Below are 16,612 nucleotides of genomic sequence, written 5' to 3'. Positions count from 1 at the left end.
GTCCAGAATCAGCGCCGACTCATGGCCAGACGCGCAGCGAACAGGACAAAGATCAGCCCGGTGCTGCGATCCATCCACTTGATCACCGCCTCGCGCCGCAGCCAGTGACCGAGTGGCTGGGTGGCACCGATCAGCAGCAGCGCCCAGACCAGGCTGAGCGCGACATGGATACCCACCAGGGCGAATGTCCAGGTGATCAGCGGCTGCCCCTGCGGAATGAACTGCGGCAGGAAGGAGACGTAGAAAATCCCCACCTTGGGATTGAGCACGTTGCCCAGCAGACCGCGCAGGAACCAGTTGGCATCGGGAGTGCCGCTCGATTGTGCGGGTGCCAGCGAGGTACGCGGGCGCAGCAGCATGTTCAGCCCGAGCCAGGCCAGATAAGCCGCACCGCAATACTTGAGCAGGTTGTAGCCGAACTCGGAAACCGCCAGCAGCGCACCGAGTCCGAAGGCCACCGCCGCGCCCCAAAGCAAGCAGCCGGCATTGATGCCCAGCGCTGCGCGAAACGCCTGCTGCCGGCCCTCGACTGCGGCAGTGCGCAGCACCAGCGCAGTGTCGATCCCTGGCGTCAGGGTCAGCAGCGTGGCCGCCAGAGTGAAGGCGATCAGGTTTTCGGCAAAGGGCATCGGCAGGCGCTCCGTCAACAGGGCAGAGCGCGAGTATAAACGGCGCATCGTTCAAACCGTAGGGTGCGCCGCGCGCACCGTGGTTCGTTCATGCAATGCGCGCTGCCGATGTCGCGCGCAGCGCACCCTACGTTTAGCCGCGATACGCCTCGAACAACCCGGTGGCGCCCATGCCACCGCCCACGCACATGGTGACGATGCCGTAGCGCAGCTCGCGTCGCTGCAGCTCGCGTACCAGATGCCCGACCTGGCGCGAGCCGGTCATGCCGAAGGGATGGCCAATGGAAATGGAGCCGCCATTGACGTTGTATTTCTCGTTGTCGATCTCGAGCGTGTCGCGGCAGTACAGGCACTGCGAGGCGAAGGCTTCGTTGAGTTCCCACAGGTCGATGTCGGCCACGCTCAGGCCCTTGGCCTTGAGCAGCTTGGGCACCGAGAACACCGGGCCGATACCCATCTCGTCCGGCTCGCAACCGGCCACGGTGAAACCGCGGAAATAGGCCTTGGGCGTCAGGCCCAGTTCCAGCGCCTTTTCCAGGCTCATCACCAGGGTCATCGAGGCGCCATCGGACAATTGCGAAGCATTGCCGGCGGTGACGCTGCCAGCCGGGTCGAACGCCGGTTGCAGCTTGGCCAGGGATTGCAGGGTGGTGTCCGGGCGGTTGCAGTCATCGGCCTCGACCACGCCGTCGACGATCTTCTTCTCGCCAGTGGCCTTGTCTTCCACCTGATACTTCACCGTCATCGGCACGATCTCGTCGGCGAACAGACCCTCGGCCTGGGCCCGCGCGGTGCGCTGCTGGCTCTGCAGGGCGTAGGCGTCCTGGGCTTCGCGGGTGATGCCGTAGCGGTTGGCGACGATCTCGGCAGTCTTGCCCATGGGGTAGTAGATGCCAGGGTTGTCCTGTTGCAGCAGCGGGTTGAACAGGTTGTCCATGTTCATGCTTTTCAGGGTCATGGTGATGGACTCGACACCGCCGGCGACGATGATGTCGCTGCAGCCGGACGCCACCTGGTTGGCGGCGATGGCGATAGCCTGCAGGCCCGAGGAGCAGAAGCGGTTGAGAGTCATGCCCGCCACCGGATTGCCCAGGCGCGAGAGCACGGCGACGTTGCGGCCGATGTTCATGCCCTGCGCCCCCTCGTTGGAACCGGCGCCGACGATGCAGTCATCGACCAGCTTCGGGTCGATGCCGTTGCGCACCAGCAGCGCATCGACGCAATGGGCGGCCATGTCGTCCGGCCGGGTCATGTTGAACTTGCCACGGAAGGACTTGGCCAGGCCAGTCCGGACGCTGTCGACGATCACCACTTCACGCATGACGCACCTCGTTGTTATTGGATGGCGAATGGCGTGAAGATAAATCCAGCCGATACCTGGGTGCGACCATCATTGATCTGGCGTATACGAGGCGATGCAGGGACGTAGCCCGGATGTAATCCGGGGCTTTGGGATCGACACAAAAATCGCGGCTGAAGCCGCTCCCACAGTGCAGTGAATACCGTAGGAGCGGCTGGGCGGCATTCCGCTTTAGCCGCGATTAACGCTTCAATCCCTGGCGAACGCCGCCTCGATGGCCTCGTTGATGGTGCGCAGCACCTTGACTCGGGCGAAGCGCTTGTCGTTGGCCTCGATCAAGGTCCAGGGCGCGATCTCGGTGCTGGTGCGGTCGACCATGTCGCCCACCGCATCGCCGTAGTCGTCCCACTTGTCGCGGTTGCGCCAATCCTCTTCGGTGATCTTGAAGCGTTTGAAAGGGATCTGCTCGCGCTCCTTGAAGCGCTCGAGTTGTGTTTGCTGGTCGATGGCCAGCCAGAACTTCACCAGGATCACTCCGGCATTGGCCAGTTGCTCCTCGAAGTCGTTGATCTCGCCGTAGGCGCGCAGCCAGTCGGCCTGGCTGCAGAAGCCCTCGACCCGCTCCACCAGCACGCGGCCATACCAGCTGCGGTCGAAGATGGTGAACTTGCCGCGCGCCGGGATGTGCCGCCAGAAACGCCACAGATAGGGCTGGGCACGTTCTTCCTCGGTCGGCGCCGCCACCGGCACGATGCGGTACTGACGCGGGTCGAGCGCACCGGTCACGCGGCGGATGGCGCCACCCTTGCCAGCGGCATCGTTGCCCTCGAATGCCGCGATCAGGGCGTGCTTGCGCATGCGCTTGTCGCGCATCAGGCCGGACAGACGCGCCTGCTCGGTGGCCAGTTGCTCCTTGTACTCGTCCTTGCTCAGTGCCTGGGTCATGTCCAGGCTGGCCAGCAAACCGCGATTGTCCAGACTGGAAACCAGCGGCGCGGCATGCGGTTGCAGCTGGGTGCGCTGCGGATTGGCCAACGCCGCCTGCAAGCCTTCGAGCAGAATGCGCCCGACGGTGAGGCTGCGGTAATAGTGATCGACGCCCTCGACCACATACCAGGGCGCATAGTCGCGGCTGGTGCGGCGCAGCACACGCTCGCCGTAGCGCACGAACTTGTCGTAGGTCTTCGATTGCTGCCAGTCCAGCGGGCTGATGCGCCAGCTGTGCAGCGGGTCTTCCTTGAGCGCTTCGAGGCGCGCCTTCATGTGCTTCTTGGACAGGTGAAACCAGAACTTGAAGATCAGCGCACCCTCGTCGCAGAGCATGCGCTCAAGGCGCTCGGCACCGTCGATGGCCTGGTCCAGCACGGCATCCTTGAACTTGCCGTGCACCCGCCCCTGCAACATCTGGCTGTACCAATTGCCGAAGAACACGCCCATGCGCCCCTTGGGCGGGAGCTGCCGCCAGTAGCGCCAGGCCGGCGGCCGCGCCAGCTCTTCGTCGGTCTGTATATCGAAAGTGCTGACCTGGATCAGCCGCGGGTCCATCCACTCGTTGAGCAGTTTCACCGTCTCGCCCTTGCCGGCACCTTCGACGCCGTTGATCAGTACGATCACCGGAAAACGCGCCTGCTGCTTCAACTCATACTGTGCCTCCAACAGCGCTTCGCGCAGCGCCGGCTCTTCGGCCTCGAACACGGCTTTATCAATGCTGCGGCCGATTTCGGCGGATTCGAACATGCGGCAACCTCCCTGGAAACGATCCTCACAGAGTAACGGATGAAGCCCGTTTTTGCCTGCAGCCGCGGCGCCTTGTCCCAGCGCCGAGGTACCCGAGCACGGTAGAATCGCATCACGATCCAGCGGACCTCTCCCATGCCAGACACCCATCACGCCCAGCTCGACTGGGACGAGCGCGGCCAGCCTCTGTCGCGCAGCTACGGCGACGTCTATTTCTCCCAGGAAAACGGCCTGGAAGAGACGCGCTATGTCTTCCTCGCCAACAACGATCTGGCGGCGCGCTTCGCCGCTCTCACCGATGGCGAATGCCTGAATATCGGAGAGACCGGTTTCGGCACCGGGCTGAATTTTCTCTGTGCCTGGCAGTTGTTCGAGCAACAGGCGCCCGCCGGTGCCCGCCTGCACTTCGTCAGCGTGGAGAAGTACCCGTTGCGTCACGACGACCTGCAGCGCGCCCTCGCCCTGTGGCCGGAGCTGACTCCGTTCAGCGCAGAACTGCTGACCCAATACCGCGCCATTCACCCCGGATTCCAACGCCTGCTGTTGGCGGGTGGTCGAGTGGTGCTGACCCTGTTGATCGGCGACGCGAGGGAACAATTACCGCTGTTGGATGCGCGCATCGACGCCTGGTTTCTCGACGGTTTCAACCCGGCGAAAAACCCTGAGATGTGGACGCCCGAGCTGTTCGCCGAACTGGCCCGGCTGTCTGCAGCGAACGCGACCCTGGGCACCTTCAGCAGCGCCGGCGTGGTGCGCCGGGCGCTGAACGAGGCCGGTTTCCAGATGCGCCGTGTGCCGGGCCTGGGCAAGAAATGGGAGGTGCTCAAGGGTCACTTCATCGGCAACCCGCAAGACGAGGGCAAACCCTGGTTCGCCCGCCCCACCCGCTCCGCACAGGACAAACACGCGGTGGTGATCGGCGCTGGCCTGGCCGGCTGTGCCACGGCCGCCAGCCTGGCCGCGCGCGGCTGGCGAGTGAGCCTGCTGGAGCGCCACGCGGCAGTTGCCTGCGAGGCCTCGGGCAACCCGCAGGGCGTGCTCTACCTCAAGCTCTCGGCCCATGGCACCGCGCTGTCGCAGTTGATCGTCGCCGGTTTCGCTCATACCCGCCGGCTGCTCGAACGCCTGCAGCGCGGTGCGGACTGGGACGCCTGCGGCGTGCTGCAACTGGCCTTCGATGACAAGGAAGCCGCGCGCCAGGCCAAGCTGGCCGACGCCTTTCCCGCCGGCCTGCTGCACGCCGTGGAGCGCGAGCAGGCCGAAGCGCTGGCCGGCATCGGCCTGCCGGCTGGCGGTCTGTTCTACCCCGACGCCGGCTGGGTGCATCCACCGGCGCTGTGCCGAATGCTGGCAGAGCATCCTTCGATCAGCCTGCTAACCCACCACGAAGCGCTCGAACTGCAGCGTCACGATGGCCTGTGGCGAGTGCTGGCGGACCAGCAGGAGCTGGCCCGCGCGCCGGTGGTGGTGCTGGCCGCCGCCGCAGAAATCCGCCGCTTCGCGCAGAGCGCCAACCTGCCGCTCAAACGCATTCGCGGCCAGATCAGCCGCCTGCCTGCCAACTCGCTCAGCAATCAATTGCGCACCGTGGTCTGTGCCGAAGGCTATGTCGCCCCGCCACGCGAAGGCGAACACACCCTTGGCGCCAGTTTCGACTTCCACAGCGACGACCTCACCCCCAGCGTGGCCGAGCATGCCGGCAACCTTGAGCTACTGCGGGAGATATCCACCGACCTGGCCGAACGCCTGCAGACCGACCTGCTCGACCCGGCGCAGCTCGAAGGCCGCGCCGCGTTCCGCTGCACCAGCCCGGACTACCTGCCGATCGTTGGGCCGCTGGCCGATGCCGAAGCCTTCGCCGAGACCTATGCGGTACTGGCCAAGGATGCCCGCCAGGTACCGGACGCGCCCTGCCCCTGGCTGCACGGTCTGTACATCAACAGCGGCCACGGCTCACGCGGGCTGATCACAGCCCCGCTCGCCGGCGAACTGATCGCCGCCTGGCTGGAGAACGAACCCTTGCCGCTGCCACGTGAGGTAGCCGAAGCCTGCCATCCCAATCGCTTCATGCTGCGTAAGCTGATTCGCGGGAGTGGATCTGCACGGTAGAAGGCAGGTGCGCTCCGAACCGTAGGGCGTACTCGCGCAGCAGTACGCCGTTTAAGTTTCAATGGAGCGTTTCGGTACCAGGCTCGGCATTAACCGGCGGACTGTTCGCTGGCGCTCCTGAGTCCGCCCTACGATGAGCACCCAGCCTTTCGATCGACCCTATGCCCTGGCCTCGGCAAGCACCGGCTTCGGCTTGCGAAACACCAGCACGTTGCCCAGCATCACCAACCCCAGGCCGAACAGCGCCGGAGCCGTCCACTGGTAGCCCTCGGCAAACACCGAGATATTCAGTGCCACCACCGGGAACAGTACGGTGCAGTACGCTGCACGTTCCGGCCCCATGCGCCCGACCAGGGTCAGGTAGGCCGTGAAGCCGATCACCGAGCCGGGAATCGCCAGGTACAGCAGCGAGCCGACGTAGCGCGCGTTCCACTCGAAGGCGAATGGCGTGCCGCTGACCAGGCAGATCCCCACCAGCATCAATGCCCCATAAAGCATGCCCCAGGCATTGGTGGTCAGCGGCTTGAGGCCCGCCTTCTGCTGCAGACTGGAAAGCATGTTGCCGGCAGAGAAGAACAGCGTGCCGCACAGCGCCAGACCGATGCCCAGCAGGCTTTCACGGCTGGCCTCATGCCCGGCCAACTCCGGCCAGAACAGTAAGCCCAGACCGGCCAGCCCCAGACCACCGCCGAACAACACGTTGGAGGCGATGCGCTGTTTGAAGAACAACCGCGCATTGATCGCGTTCCACAAGGTAGCCGTGGAGAAGATCACCGCGATCAGGCCGCTGGGTATCCACTGGCTGGCGGTGTAGAAGCACAGGAAGTTGAGGCAGAACAGGCACAAACCCTGCACCAGGCAGATGCCCTGACCACGGCGATCCAACGGCTGCAGGCGGCCGCTGAACCAGAGCATGGCGAACAGCACCGCCGAAGCCAGGGCAAAGCGATAAGCAATGGAGGCAGCGACAGCCACCTCGCCCATCTGGAATTTGATGGCGATCCAGGTCGTGCCCCAGATCAGCACGGTAAGCAGGTATAACGACAGGTTCATCTAAGGTTCTCCAAGACTGATTACAGTCTGGAACCGGCGAACCTGCGGCGCTTGCACAAAGTTGCGCATTTATCACCGCGCCATCGTTGCCTGCCATCGCGCCACAGGGCTTATCATTCCGGCTTTGCCAACCAGGTCATTCTCACCGCATGCTTTCTGCCGTCGCGCGCTACAAACAATTGCTGTCCAGCACCCTCGCCCGCTACTTCCCTCACACCACCGCCTACCTGCGTGCCGAGCGCGAAGCCGCACAGCCCCGTAAACCCGCACGCAAGCAAAGCAAGAAGAAATCCACCGACAACAAGAAAGCCGCCAGTAGCAAAGCTGGCAGCGGTAAACCCGGCCCTGCCGGTATTTACCCTGGCACCCGCCTGAAAGTCGAAGATGCTCAGGTACAGGCGATGCGCGAACGCGTGGCGCAGGCGGTGAACGCCAGGCTGATCGGCGCTCCGTCGGACGAACAGTGGGCGATGATCCTCTGCCGTGCGCCGCTGGCACGCATCTTCGCCGGTGCCGGCTCGGGCAAGTCGAGCACCCTGGTACTGCGCGTGGTGTTCCTGCTCTGCCACCTGGAGGTCGACCCCAAGCGTCTGACGGTGATTTCCTTCACCAACGCCTCCTGCAGCGAGTTGCGCGAGCGCCTGCAACGCCTGCTCGACTTCTGGCGCTACCCGCACGATGCACGCCAGTGCGTGCGTACCTTCCATGCGGCCATGGCCATGCTGGCCAAGGAGAACCTGGGTAACCCGCGCTGGTTCGAGCAACTGGACGACCCTAGCGACGAGCCGGACAACCCGCTCACCGGCGCTCGCCTGCGCCCCGCACAGCAGCGCCTGCTCAAGCAGGCCTACCAGAATGCCTACGCCGAGGACGCGCGCTTTCGCGTTCTGACTCACCGCCTGCTCAAGTTGCCGGCCCCCGAGGAGCCGCCAAAGGGCAAAGCCAAGGCGCCACTGGATGCCTGCAAATTACCCGGCGAATTCGCCGCACTGCCCTTGTTCGAGCTGCTGCACGGGCAGATCGATTTCGCCGAGAGCCTGGGGATTCGCCTCGACCGCCTGGACGTGAAAACCCTGGACTGCGCTGCACGCGAGCGCGACGTCATCGAGGCCATGCAGCGCTTGAACCAGCACTTCAACACCCTGCTGAAGCATCAGGGGCTGATCAGTTTCAACGGTGCATTCGCGCAACTGAGCGAGCGCCTGCAAAGCGCTGAAGATAGCAAACCCGGCCCAGCCCTGCTCGCCCTGAGCCACCTGCTGATCGACGAATTCCAGGACATCTCGCCACAGATCGTGCTGTGGCTGCAGGCCGTACATCGCCGCCTGCACGCTACGGGTGAGCGTATCAGCCTGATGGCCATCGGCGACGACTGGCAATCGATCTACGGCTGGCGCGGCAGTTCGCCGGAGCTGTTCATCGACTTCGACCGGCACTTCCCCAGCCGGGGTCGCAGCAAGAGCACCACCCTGCTGCTGGGCACCAACTACCGCAGCATCGAGCCGGTGATCCGCGACGGCGAAAAAGTGCTCGCTGAAGTGCAGAACAAGCAGGCCAAAACCTGCGTTGCGGCCAAGGCGATGCAACCCGGCGACCATGGCGTCAGGCTGATCCAGCGCTTCGACCTGGCCAGCGGACTGCCGGCGCTGCTCAAGGAAATCACCGCGCAGTGCCAGCACGTCAGCCAGCGTCCTAACGCGGATCGCACTGCCGTGCTGCTGCTCAGCCGCCGCAACGAGCCACTGCAGCAGGTGCGCGCGCAGTTGGACAAGACGCTGCCGGTCAGAGCCATGACCATCCACCGTGCCAAGGGCCTGCAGGCCGAAGTGGCGATCATCCTCGACGACTGCCTGCCGATGGAGAAGCACCCGCTGCGCAACGCGCTCTACGCCCAGTGCGGCTTCTTCGCCGGCAGCTACGACCAGGCCATGCAGGACGAAGCCCGGCGCCTGGCCTATGTGGCCATAACCCGTGGCGTAAGCCGGGTGCTGTGGTATACGCGCAAGGCCCAGGGCGCCACGCAATGCTTGGCCAGCTAGATCGCCCGGTGAAAGACTCCAACACCATGACGCCCGCAAAGCAGCGTTGCCTGGAAAAGCTTTCAGATCGCCAGTTTCCGCGCTGGAACGCCGCTCCTACACGCTCTGGCCCTCGATGCTTGACCGAGTGGCCTGTTAAGCGCCGGCGCTTTCTGGCAGGCAACAAAAAACCCGCCGAAGCGGGTTTCTTCCCAACCATCCGACATCCTGTCGGGTGCCAATCCTGGCTTGGTCATCTTCCGTGATCCTCAGCGATCCTTCGCTGTAGGGGATGTGCGTAGACTAGAGATCGGCTCGCGATGGCAACAGTCGTGGTTGCCGCCAGGCCGTGTAAGCCTTTTGCCATACCACCCTGAGTCAGCGCCCGATCATCCGCGCCAGCACATCCTCGCCACCCTGGCGGCGATGGATGAAAGCCATCGCCACGTGGCCGATGACCATGAACAGCAGCAGCCAGCCGAGGTTGCCGTGCAGCAGGCTGGCGGGGGCGATCATCCACTCGATCTTGGCGTCGCTGAAGCCGGGCATGACGGTCATACCGAAGGCGACGAACTCACGGCCCGAGCCGTACTGACGTAGCAGCGCGACAAAGGGAATCACGAACAGCAGGCCATACAACGCCAGGTGGCCGAAACGTGCCAGTACGCTGACTGGCGCCGGCCGGCGGCTGCTGTTGTACAGCGCCCAGAGCAGGCGAATCACCACCAGCACCATGAGCAACAGCCCGGTCGCCTTGTGCGTACCCCAGAGGAATTTATCCAGCGCGCTGTCTTCCATCAGGACATGCGCCAATACAGTCAAGAATTGCCACCCCAGCAAAACGGCCATACCCCAGTGCAGCCAGCGTGTAACCGCACCATAGCGCTGCGCGGAATCATGCAGATTCGACATCGTGGTTCCTCTTCAATGTCATGTACGAAAACGGTGTTCTGGCCAGACAGCAGAGCGCCGCCATCCGAGGCAAAGACCCGTTCCAGACGCAATGGTGCCGTGCACCAGAGCATTGATACACATGCAGATGTTAGCGGGTATGTCGGAAAGCATCACGCCACGCCCCCGGCAGCCGGGGGCGTGGCGGATGATCAGGCGTCGCGCAGGGCTTCGCGCCAGGCGTGGTGTTGCGGTTCCTGCCAGATGCGCGCATGCAGGCGCGCCATGCCGTCAGGATCGTTGAGCAGACGCCAGCGGGTCGCCTCGACCTTGCCCTCAGGCCCGGCGTTGAGGATTTCCTCGATACGCTCGTCGCGCAGCGCTTCGGCGGCGGGCACCACCTTGGCGTGACGGGCACGGGCCATGGCGCAGACCAGGGCGTTGTACAACGGGTCGACCACTGCGCGCAGGAAGCCCTTGCGCAGCGCCCGCGCGCTGTTCAGTTGCTCGTACTCGGAGGTGTTGCTCAGCTCCACCGGCACCTTGTGCTCTTCCGGGATCAGGAACAGCTTGCTGCGCCGCGCAGCCAGGCCCGGTGCAGTCCGGCTGGTCAGCACCGAGACTACCGGCGACAGCACCAAAGAGACCACGATAGGCGCCAGCCACCAGAGGAAGTCCGGGTTGAGCCAGGCCACCAATGCGGTCCAGCCGATACCGATCAGCACCTGGGTACCGTGACGCCGGAAGGCTTCACTCCAGGGCGTCGAGTCATCCACACGCTGTGGCGAGTTCCACTGCACCGACCAACCGAGGAAGGCAGCGGTGACGAACAGGCTGTGGAACAGCATGCGCACCGGTGCGAGCAACACCGAGCAGGAGGCTTCCAGCAGCATCGACAACAACACCCGCGAACGACCACCGTAGGCTTCAGCGCCCTTGATCCAGATCAGCAGCACGCTAAGCAGCTTGGGCAGGAACAGCAGGGTCATCGTGGCGGAGAACAGGGCGATGGCCTCGTGCGGCTGCCAGCGCGGCCACAGGGGGTAGAGCTGGTTGGGCTGCAGGAAGTACTCCGGCACCATCAGCGTATGCGTCGCCAGCAGGCAGGTCGAGAGCACCAGGAACAGCAACCACAGCGGCGCCGAAAGATAAGACATGACTCCAGTGAGGAACACCACGCGGTGCACGGCATGCATGCCACGCACCAGGAACAGGCGGAAGTTCATCAGGTTGCCATGGCACCAACGACGGTCACGCTTGAGCTCGTCGAGCAGGTTCGGCGGCAACTCTTCATAGCTGCCCGGCAGGTCATAGGCGATCCATACGCCCCAACCCGCGCGGCGCATCAAGGCAGCTTCGACGAAATCATGGGAGAGGATCGCGCCGGCGAAAGAACCGGTGCCCGGCAGTGGTGCCAGGGCACAGTGCTCGATGAAGGGTTTGACCCGAATGATCGCGTTGTGCCCCCAGTAGTGCGACTCACCCAGCTGCCAGAAGTTGAGGCCAGCCGTGAACAATGGCCCGTAGACACTGGTGGCGAACTGCTGCAAGCGCGCATAGAGGGTGTCCATGCCGGACGCCTTGGGCGCGGTCTGGATGATGCCGGCACCCGGGTTGGCCTCCATCAGGCGCACCAGGCGGGTCAGGCATTCGCCGCTCATCACGCTGTCGGCGTCGAGCACCACCATGTAGCGGTAGTTGCTGCCCCAGCGCCGGCAGAAGTCGTCGATGTTGCCGCTCTTGCGCTTCACCCGACGCCGACGACGGCGGTAGAAGATATGGCCGAAGCCTTCCACCTCACGGCACAGTTCCATCCAGGCCTGTTGCTCGGCCACGCAGATGTCCGGGTCGTTGCTGTCGCTGAGGACGAAGAAATCGAAATGCTCGAGCTGCCCGGTGGCCTTGAGCGACTCGAAGGTCGCACGCAGGCCGGCGAACACGCGCGGCACGTGCTCGTTGGCAATCGGCATGACCAGCGCGGTACGTGCCCGCGGCGAAATCGGCTCATCACCGCAGCTGCTGGCGGAAATACTGTAGCGGTCACGCCCCTTGAGCAGCTGGAAGAAACCCATCAGTGCAGTCCAGAAGCCCATCGACACCCAGCAGAACAGCACGGCGAAGAGCGCGAGAATACTGGTCTGCAGTACATAAGGCAGGATCTGCCGCGCCGACTCCTGCCAGGGCTGCTCGAACACCAGGCCCAAATCGACCAACGACCAGCCCTGATAGGGCAGCACCGACTTCATGTACCAGGTGGCGACCACCGTCTGCACGACCATCAGCACCAGCAGCGCCGTACGACGCACGGCCGCGACGTGGCGCCAGTGCTCTTCGGCGAAGTCTTCGCTCTCACGCGTGCGCGGGCGCGGGGTCGGTTTCTCACCCTTCAAACGACGCCAGCCGCGATCCAGAATATTGATCTGCCAGGGCTCCGGCACCATGCGCGTGCGCTTGATCGGCGGCGTCGAATCGATGGTGGGTCGGCCCTGATGGTCCTGCACGATACGGCAGCCGCGCTCGAGTGCATCCGGCCAGCCAAGAGACAGGCGAGCCGGCACCGACTCGAGCATCTCGCGGGTCTCCTCCAGAGGCTCGGCAGCCGCGAGATCGTCCTCGTGCAGGGCACGGTGCAAGGTGGCGAGATCCCCGCCCTCCTCTTCCAGGCGATGAGCCAAAGCCTCCTGCTGCTCAGGATCGAGCGGCAGTTCCTCCAGATACTCCTGGATTTGCGTAGGGTCTAGAGTGTTATTCATGGGCAGGCAGCTGGTAGCTCCAGGTTTCCGACAAGGGCTTGCCGTCCTCGACCAGGGCAGCACGCATTTCCACCGGCTGCACCGGGTCCTTGACCTTGATCCGCAGCGTCAGGCGCCAGCCTTTGCTGACCGGGTTGTAACGCAGGCTGTCCTCCAGCAATTCGGCGTTGCCATCGACGCTGACCTGAACGGTCGGCGCCGCATCAGGCGAGCGCTTGGCCAGCTCTTCACCAACGAAATCGACCACCAGCGCGGTACTGCCATCGGCCTGACGGATCAGGTTGGCCTGTTTGATGTCGCCCTCGGACAGACGGGTCTGGCTGACCATGGCCAGTTGCGGGTCGTGCAGCTTGGCGTCATCCCGGCTGAAGTGTAGGCGATAGGCCACATCCAGCGACTCACCCGGTGCCGGCAGCTTCTCGGGGCGCCACAGGGCGACGATGTTGTCGTTGGTTTCGTCCGGCGTGGGAATCTCCACCAGCTCGACATGGCCAGCGCCCCAATCGCCGACGGTTTCCACCCAGCCGCTCGGACGCAGCTCGTAGCGGTCGTCGAGATCCTGGTACTGGCTGAAATCGCGACCACGCTGCATCAGGCCGAAGCCACGCGGGTTGTCGATACGATAGCTGCTGACGTTGAGGCGCTGCGGGTTGTTCAACGGGCGCCAGATCCACTCGCCATTGCCCGCGTGAATGGCCAGGCCGTCGGAGTCATGCAGCTGCGGGCGGTAGTTCGGGCGCGGCCAGGGCTGGTTGGCACCGAACAGGTACATGCTGGTCAGCGGCGCGATGCCGAGTTTCTCGACGTTCTCACGCAGGTAGACCTTCGACTGCACGTCGAGCACGCTGTCGCGGCCCGGTTTGATTTCCATGCGGTAAGCGCCGGTGGCACGCGGCGAATCGAGCAGCGCATAGATCACCAGGCTACGGCGATCCGGCTGCGGTTTCTCGATCCAGAACTCGCTGAAGCGCGGAAATTCCTCGCCGGACGGCAGCGCGGTGTCGATGGCCAGGCCACGGGCGGACAGGCCGAACACCTGGCCCTTGCCGACGATACGGAAGTAGCTGGCGCCGAGTACGCTCATCACTTCGTCGTGCGTGCCCTTGGCGTTGATCTCGTTGATCACCTTGAAACCCGAGAAGCCCAGATCCTTCAGGTCATCCGGGTTCAGGTTGAGGTCGGCGAAATCGAACATCGATGGGTCGTACTTGATCTCCTGGGTGCCGCTGGCGGTCACTTCGTTGATCTTCACCGGCACGTCGAAGTGCATGCCTTGGTGGAAGAAGTACAGCCGGAACGGCGTCTTGCCGTCCGCCCAGTGCGCCTTTTCCTCGAGGAAGCGAACTTTCTGATAGCCGGCGAACGGCAGCTCACGCAGCGAAGCCGGCAGGCGGCTTTGCGGTGCGCTATAGCTTTCGGCCGCAAGGGCCTTGGCCTTGACCGCAACATCGTCCAGATCGAAGGCCCAACTCTGGGCAGCGAACAGCATAGGGAGCACACAAAGGGCCAGCTTGCCAGCCTTGCCCATACGGGCTCCAGAACAACGACTCATCGACACACAGCCTCCAGGGCAACACGTACTGACAGGCAGCGGCCAGCCCAAGGGCGGCCGCTGCAGGGAGTTGAAAACGGGCGAATAGTGTAAAAACAACGCGAGCACGATGCAGACAGCCAACCGAACGGCGACGTCTCCGCATGCGCGGATTCTTTCTGCGCATTATTACCAGATCGTGAAGTCCGGCACAGGTGCTCGCGCGAGTATATTTTTCGCCTCCTTGGGCCACGCCATCATGGGCGTGGCAACAGTTCGAAACGCGCCTCCTGCACGCTCTCCGAATCCAGCCCCAACTGAACACGGAAGGCACCCGGCTCGCTGACATGCTGCAGGCTGGCGTTGTAGAAACGCAGCATGCTTTCGTCGATCTCGAAACTCAGCTCGCGCGCCTCACCTGCCTCAAGCTTGACCCTGCGAAAATCCTTGAGTTCCTTCACCGGACGGATCACCGAAGCAGCCTCGTCGTGCAGATACAGCTGCACCACGGTCGCGCCAGCCCTGGGCCCGGCGTTCTTCAGCGTGACGCTGACGCGAATTTTCTCGCCCGCCTTCATGCGCTCGGCGGACAGCTTCGGCGCCGAAAGCTGGAAGTCGCTGTAGCTCAAACCGTAACCAAAGGGATAGAGCGGGCCGTTGGGCTCCTCGAAATATTGCGAGGTGTAGTTGCCCGGCGTACCGGGTGTGTACGGCCGCCCCAGGCGCAGGTGGTTGTAGTAGGTGGGAATCTGCCCGACCGAACGCGGGAAGGTGATCGGCAGCTTGCCGGAAGGGTTGTGCTCACCGAACAGCACATCGGCGATGGCATGGCCACCCTCGATGCCGCTGTACCAGGTTTCCAGCATCGCATCGGCGTTTTCCTTCTCCCAGCCGAGCGCCAGCGGCCGGCCGTTCATCAGCACCAGTACCAATGGCTTGCCGGTGGCCTTGAGCGCGCGCAGCAGCGCCTGCTGGCTGTCCGGCAGGTCCAGGCGAGTGCGACTGGACGACTCATGGGACATACCGCGCGCTTCGCCCACTGCGGCGACGATGACGTCAGCCTGAGCGGCGACACGCACGGCCTCCTCCAGCATTGTCTGTGGCGAACGTTTATCCAGCACCACCTCGGGGCGGTCCCAGTTGAGCTGGTTGAGATAATTGATCACATGGGCATCGTCGGTGACGTTGGCGCCCACGGCGTAAAGCAGCTTGCCCTGGCCGTTGAGCGCCGCCTCCATGCCCTTGCGCAGCGTGATGGCCTGCTCGGCTACACCGACCGCCGACCAACTGCCGAGCATGTCCACCGGCGAGTCGGCCAGCGGACCGATCAGGGCGACGGTGGTCTTCTTGCTCAGCGGCAGGGTGTTGTCATGGTTTTCCAGCAACACCAGGGAGTCACGCGCCATGGCCCGTGCATCGGCGCGGTGCAGACGGCTTTCGGCATTGACGTCGGCCGGGTCGTCCTCGGCGCGGCCGATACGGCGGAACGGATCGTGGAACAGGCCGAGGTCATATTTGGTGTTCAGCACATGGGTGACGGCTTCATCCAGCACACTCTGCGCTACCGCACCGCTGCGCACCAGTGTCGGCAGCTCCTGATCGTAGAGCGTGTCGGCCATGCTCATCCCGACACCTGCCGTGACGGCCAGTTTTGCAGCCTCACGGCCATCGGCGGCCACACCATGGCGCAGCAGTTCGGTGATCGCGCCGTGGTCGCTGAGCGCCACCCCCTTGAAGCCCCAGTCGCGACGCAACAGATCACGCAGCAGCCAGGTGTTGGCCGAAGCAGGTACGCCATTGATCGCGTTCAGCGCCACCATCACCCCGCCGGCGCCAGCATCGATGGCAGCGCGATAAGGCGGCAGATAATCCTGGTACATGCGCATCGGGCTCATGTCGACCACGTTGTAGTCGCGCCCACCCTCCACCGCGCCGTACAGGGCGAAGTGCTTGACGCTGGCCATGATGCGCTGCGGGTCGCTGGGATTCTCGCCCTGATAGCCACGCACCATGGCTGCGGCGATGCGCGAAACCAGATACGGGTCCTCGCCGAAACCTTCGGAGGTCCGCCCCCAACGCGGATCGCGGGAAATGTCCACGGTCGGCGCGAAGGTCATGTCCAGGCCATCGGCGCTGGCCTCGAAGGCCGCGACCCGGGCACTGTTCTCGATGGCGGCAATGTCCCAGCTCGAAGCCAACCCCAGCCCAATCGGGAACGTGGTGCGATGGCCGTGGATCACGTCATAGGCGAAGAACACCGGGATACCCAGGCGACTGCGCAGCGCCGCCTCCTGCATCGGGCGGTTCTCCGGACGTATCACCGAATTGAAGGTGGCACCGATACGTCCTGCGGCCATCTCCTCGCGGATGCGCTCACGCGGCATATCGCCGCCGATGCTGATCAGGCGCAGTTGGCCGACCTTTTCCTCGAGGGTCATACGACCTACAAGATCGGCGATGAAGGCCGATTTGTCATCGATCGAAGGTGCAGCAGCCAGCAGATTGGGGAAGATCAGGGCAGAGGCAAGCGCGAAGTGGTGCAGGTATTTCATCGAGAGCGGCATCCGGGATGCGAATCATTGTTTGAATGG

General features: G+C 63.9%; 10 protein-coding genes. 2 read left to right on the top strand and 8 right to left on the bottom strand.

Annotated elements, in window-relative coordinates:
- Window positions 1-8: 8 nt before the first annotated feature.
- The 3 genes from INS93_RS14680 to pap form a co-directional block, all read right to left on the bottom strand.
- Window positions 9-629, bottom strand: coding sequence for a LysE family translocator (locus tag INS93_RS14680; RefSeq protein ID WP_192983246.1), 621 nt, complete (start codon window positions 627-629; stop codon window positions 9-11).
- A 133-nt stretch (window positions 630-762) separates the two neighbouring features.
- On the bottom strand, window positions 763-1,950 hold the full coding sequence (locus INS93_RS14675; RefSeq protein ID WP_192983244.1) for a thiolase family protein: 1,188 nt from the start codon (window positions 1,948-1,950) through the stop codon (window positions 763-765).
- 228 nt (window positions 1,951-2,178) lie between these two features.
- Window positions 2,179-3,666, bottom strand: a complete 1,488-nt coding sequence (pap, locus tag INS93_RS14670; RefSeq protein WP_192983242.1) for a polyphosphate:AMP phosphotransferase — start codon at window positions 3,664-3,666, stop codon at window positions 2,179-2,181.
- 135 nt (window positions 3,667-3,801) lie between these two features.
- Between pap and mnmC the strand changes: the two genes are divergently transcribed.
- On the top strand, window positions 3,802-5,775 hold the full coding sequence (mnmC, locus tag INS93_RS14665) for a bifunctional tRNA (5-methylaminomethyl-2-thiouridine)(34)-methyltransferase MnmD/FAD-dependent 5-carboxymethylaminomethyl-2-thiouridine(34) oxidoreductase MnmC (RefSeq protein ID WP_192983241.1): 1,974 nt from the start codon (window positions 3,802-3,804) through the stop codon (window positions 5,773-5,775).
- 159 nt (window positions 5,776-5,934) lie between these two features.
- Here mnmC and INS93_RS14660 read toward each other — a convergent pair whose 3' ends face one another.
- The gene (locus INS93_RS14660) at window positions 5,935-6,828 is read right to left on the bottom strand and encodes a DMT family transporter (protein WP_192983238.1); all 894 of its coding nucleotides are present in this window, start codon (window positions 6,826-6,828) and stop codon (window positions 5,935-5,937) included.
- Window positions 6,829-6,977: 149 nt separating this feature from the next.
- On the opposite strand from INS93_RS14660, the gene INS93_RS14655 reads away from it, so the two are divergent.
- Entirely contained in the window at window positions 6,978-8,867 is a 1,890-nt protein-coding gene (locus tag INS93_RS14655) for a DEAD/DEAH box helicase (protein ID WP_192983236.1), read from the top strand.
- 357 nt (window positions 8,868-9,224) lie between these two features.
- Here INS93_RS14655 and INS93_RS14650 read toward each other — a convergent pair whose 3' ends face one another.
- From INS93_RS14650 to bglX, 4 genes are all read right to left on the bottom strand, one after another.
- Window positions 9,225-9,758 (bottom strand): cytochrome b, encoded by a 534-nt coding sequence (locus INS93_RS14650; protein ID WP_192983234.1) that lies wholly within the window; start codon window positions 9,756-9,758, stop codon window positions 9,225-9,227.
- A gap of 191 nt (window positions 9,759-9,949) precedes the next feature.
- Entirely contained in the window at window positions 9,950-12,490 is a 2,541-nt protein-coding gene (gene mdoH, locus INS93_RS14645) for a glucans biosynthesis glucosyltransferase MdoH (protein ID WP_192983232.1), read from the bottom strand.
- The gene (locus INS93_RS14640) at window positions 12,483-14,018 is read right to left on the bottom strand and encodes a glucan biosynthesis protein G (protein WP_192983439.1); all 1,536 of its coding nucleotides are present in this window, start codon (window positions 14,016-14,018) and stop codon (window positions 12,483-12,485) included. The genes mdoH and INS93_RS14640 overlap by 8 nt, the downstream gene beginning before the upstream one ends.
- Before the next feature lie 260 nt (window positions 14,019-14,278).
- Window positions 14,279-16,573, bottom strand: coding sequence for a beta-glucosidase BglX (gene bglX, locus INS93_RS14635; RefSeq protein WP_192983230.1), 2,295 nt, complete (start codon window positions 16,571-16,573; stop codon window positions 14,279-14,281).
- Window positions 16,574-16,612: the final 39 nt, after the last annotated feature.

The organism is Pseudomonas sp. EggHat1 (genome assembly GCF_014892995.1).
GTDB lineage: Bacteria > Pseudomonadota > Gammaproteobacteria > Pseudomonadales > Pseudomonadaceae > Aquipseudomonas > Aquipseudomonas chaetocerotis.
The sequence above is the reverse complement of the archived record's forward strand: the minus strand, read 5'-3'. Positions and strand labels throughout refer to the sequence as shown.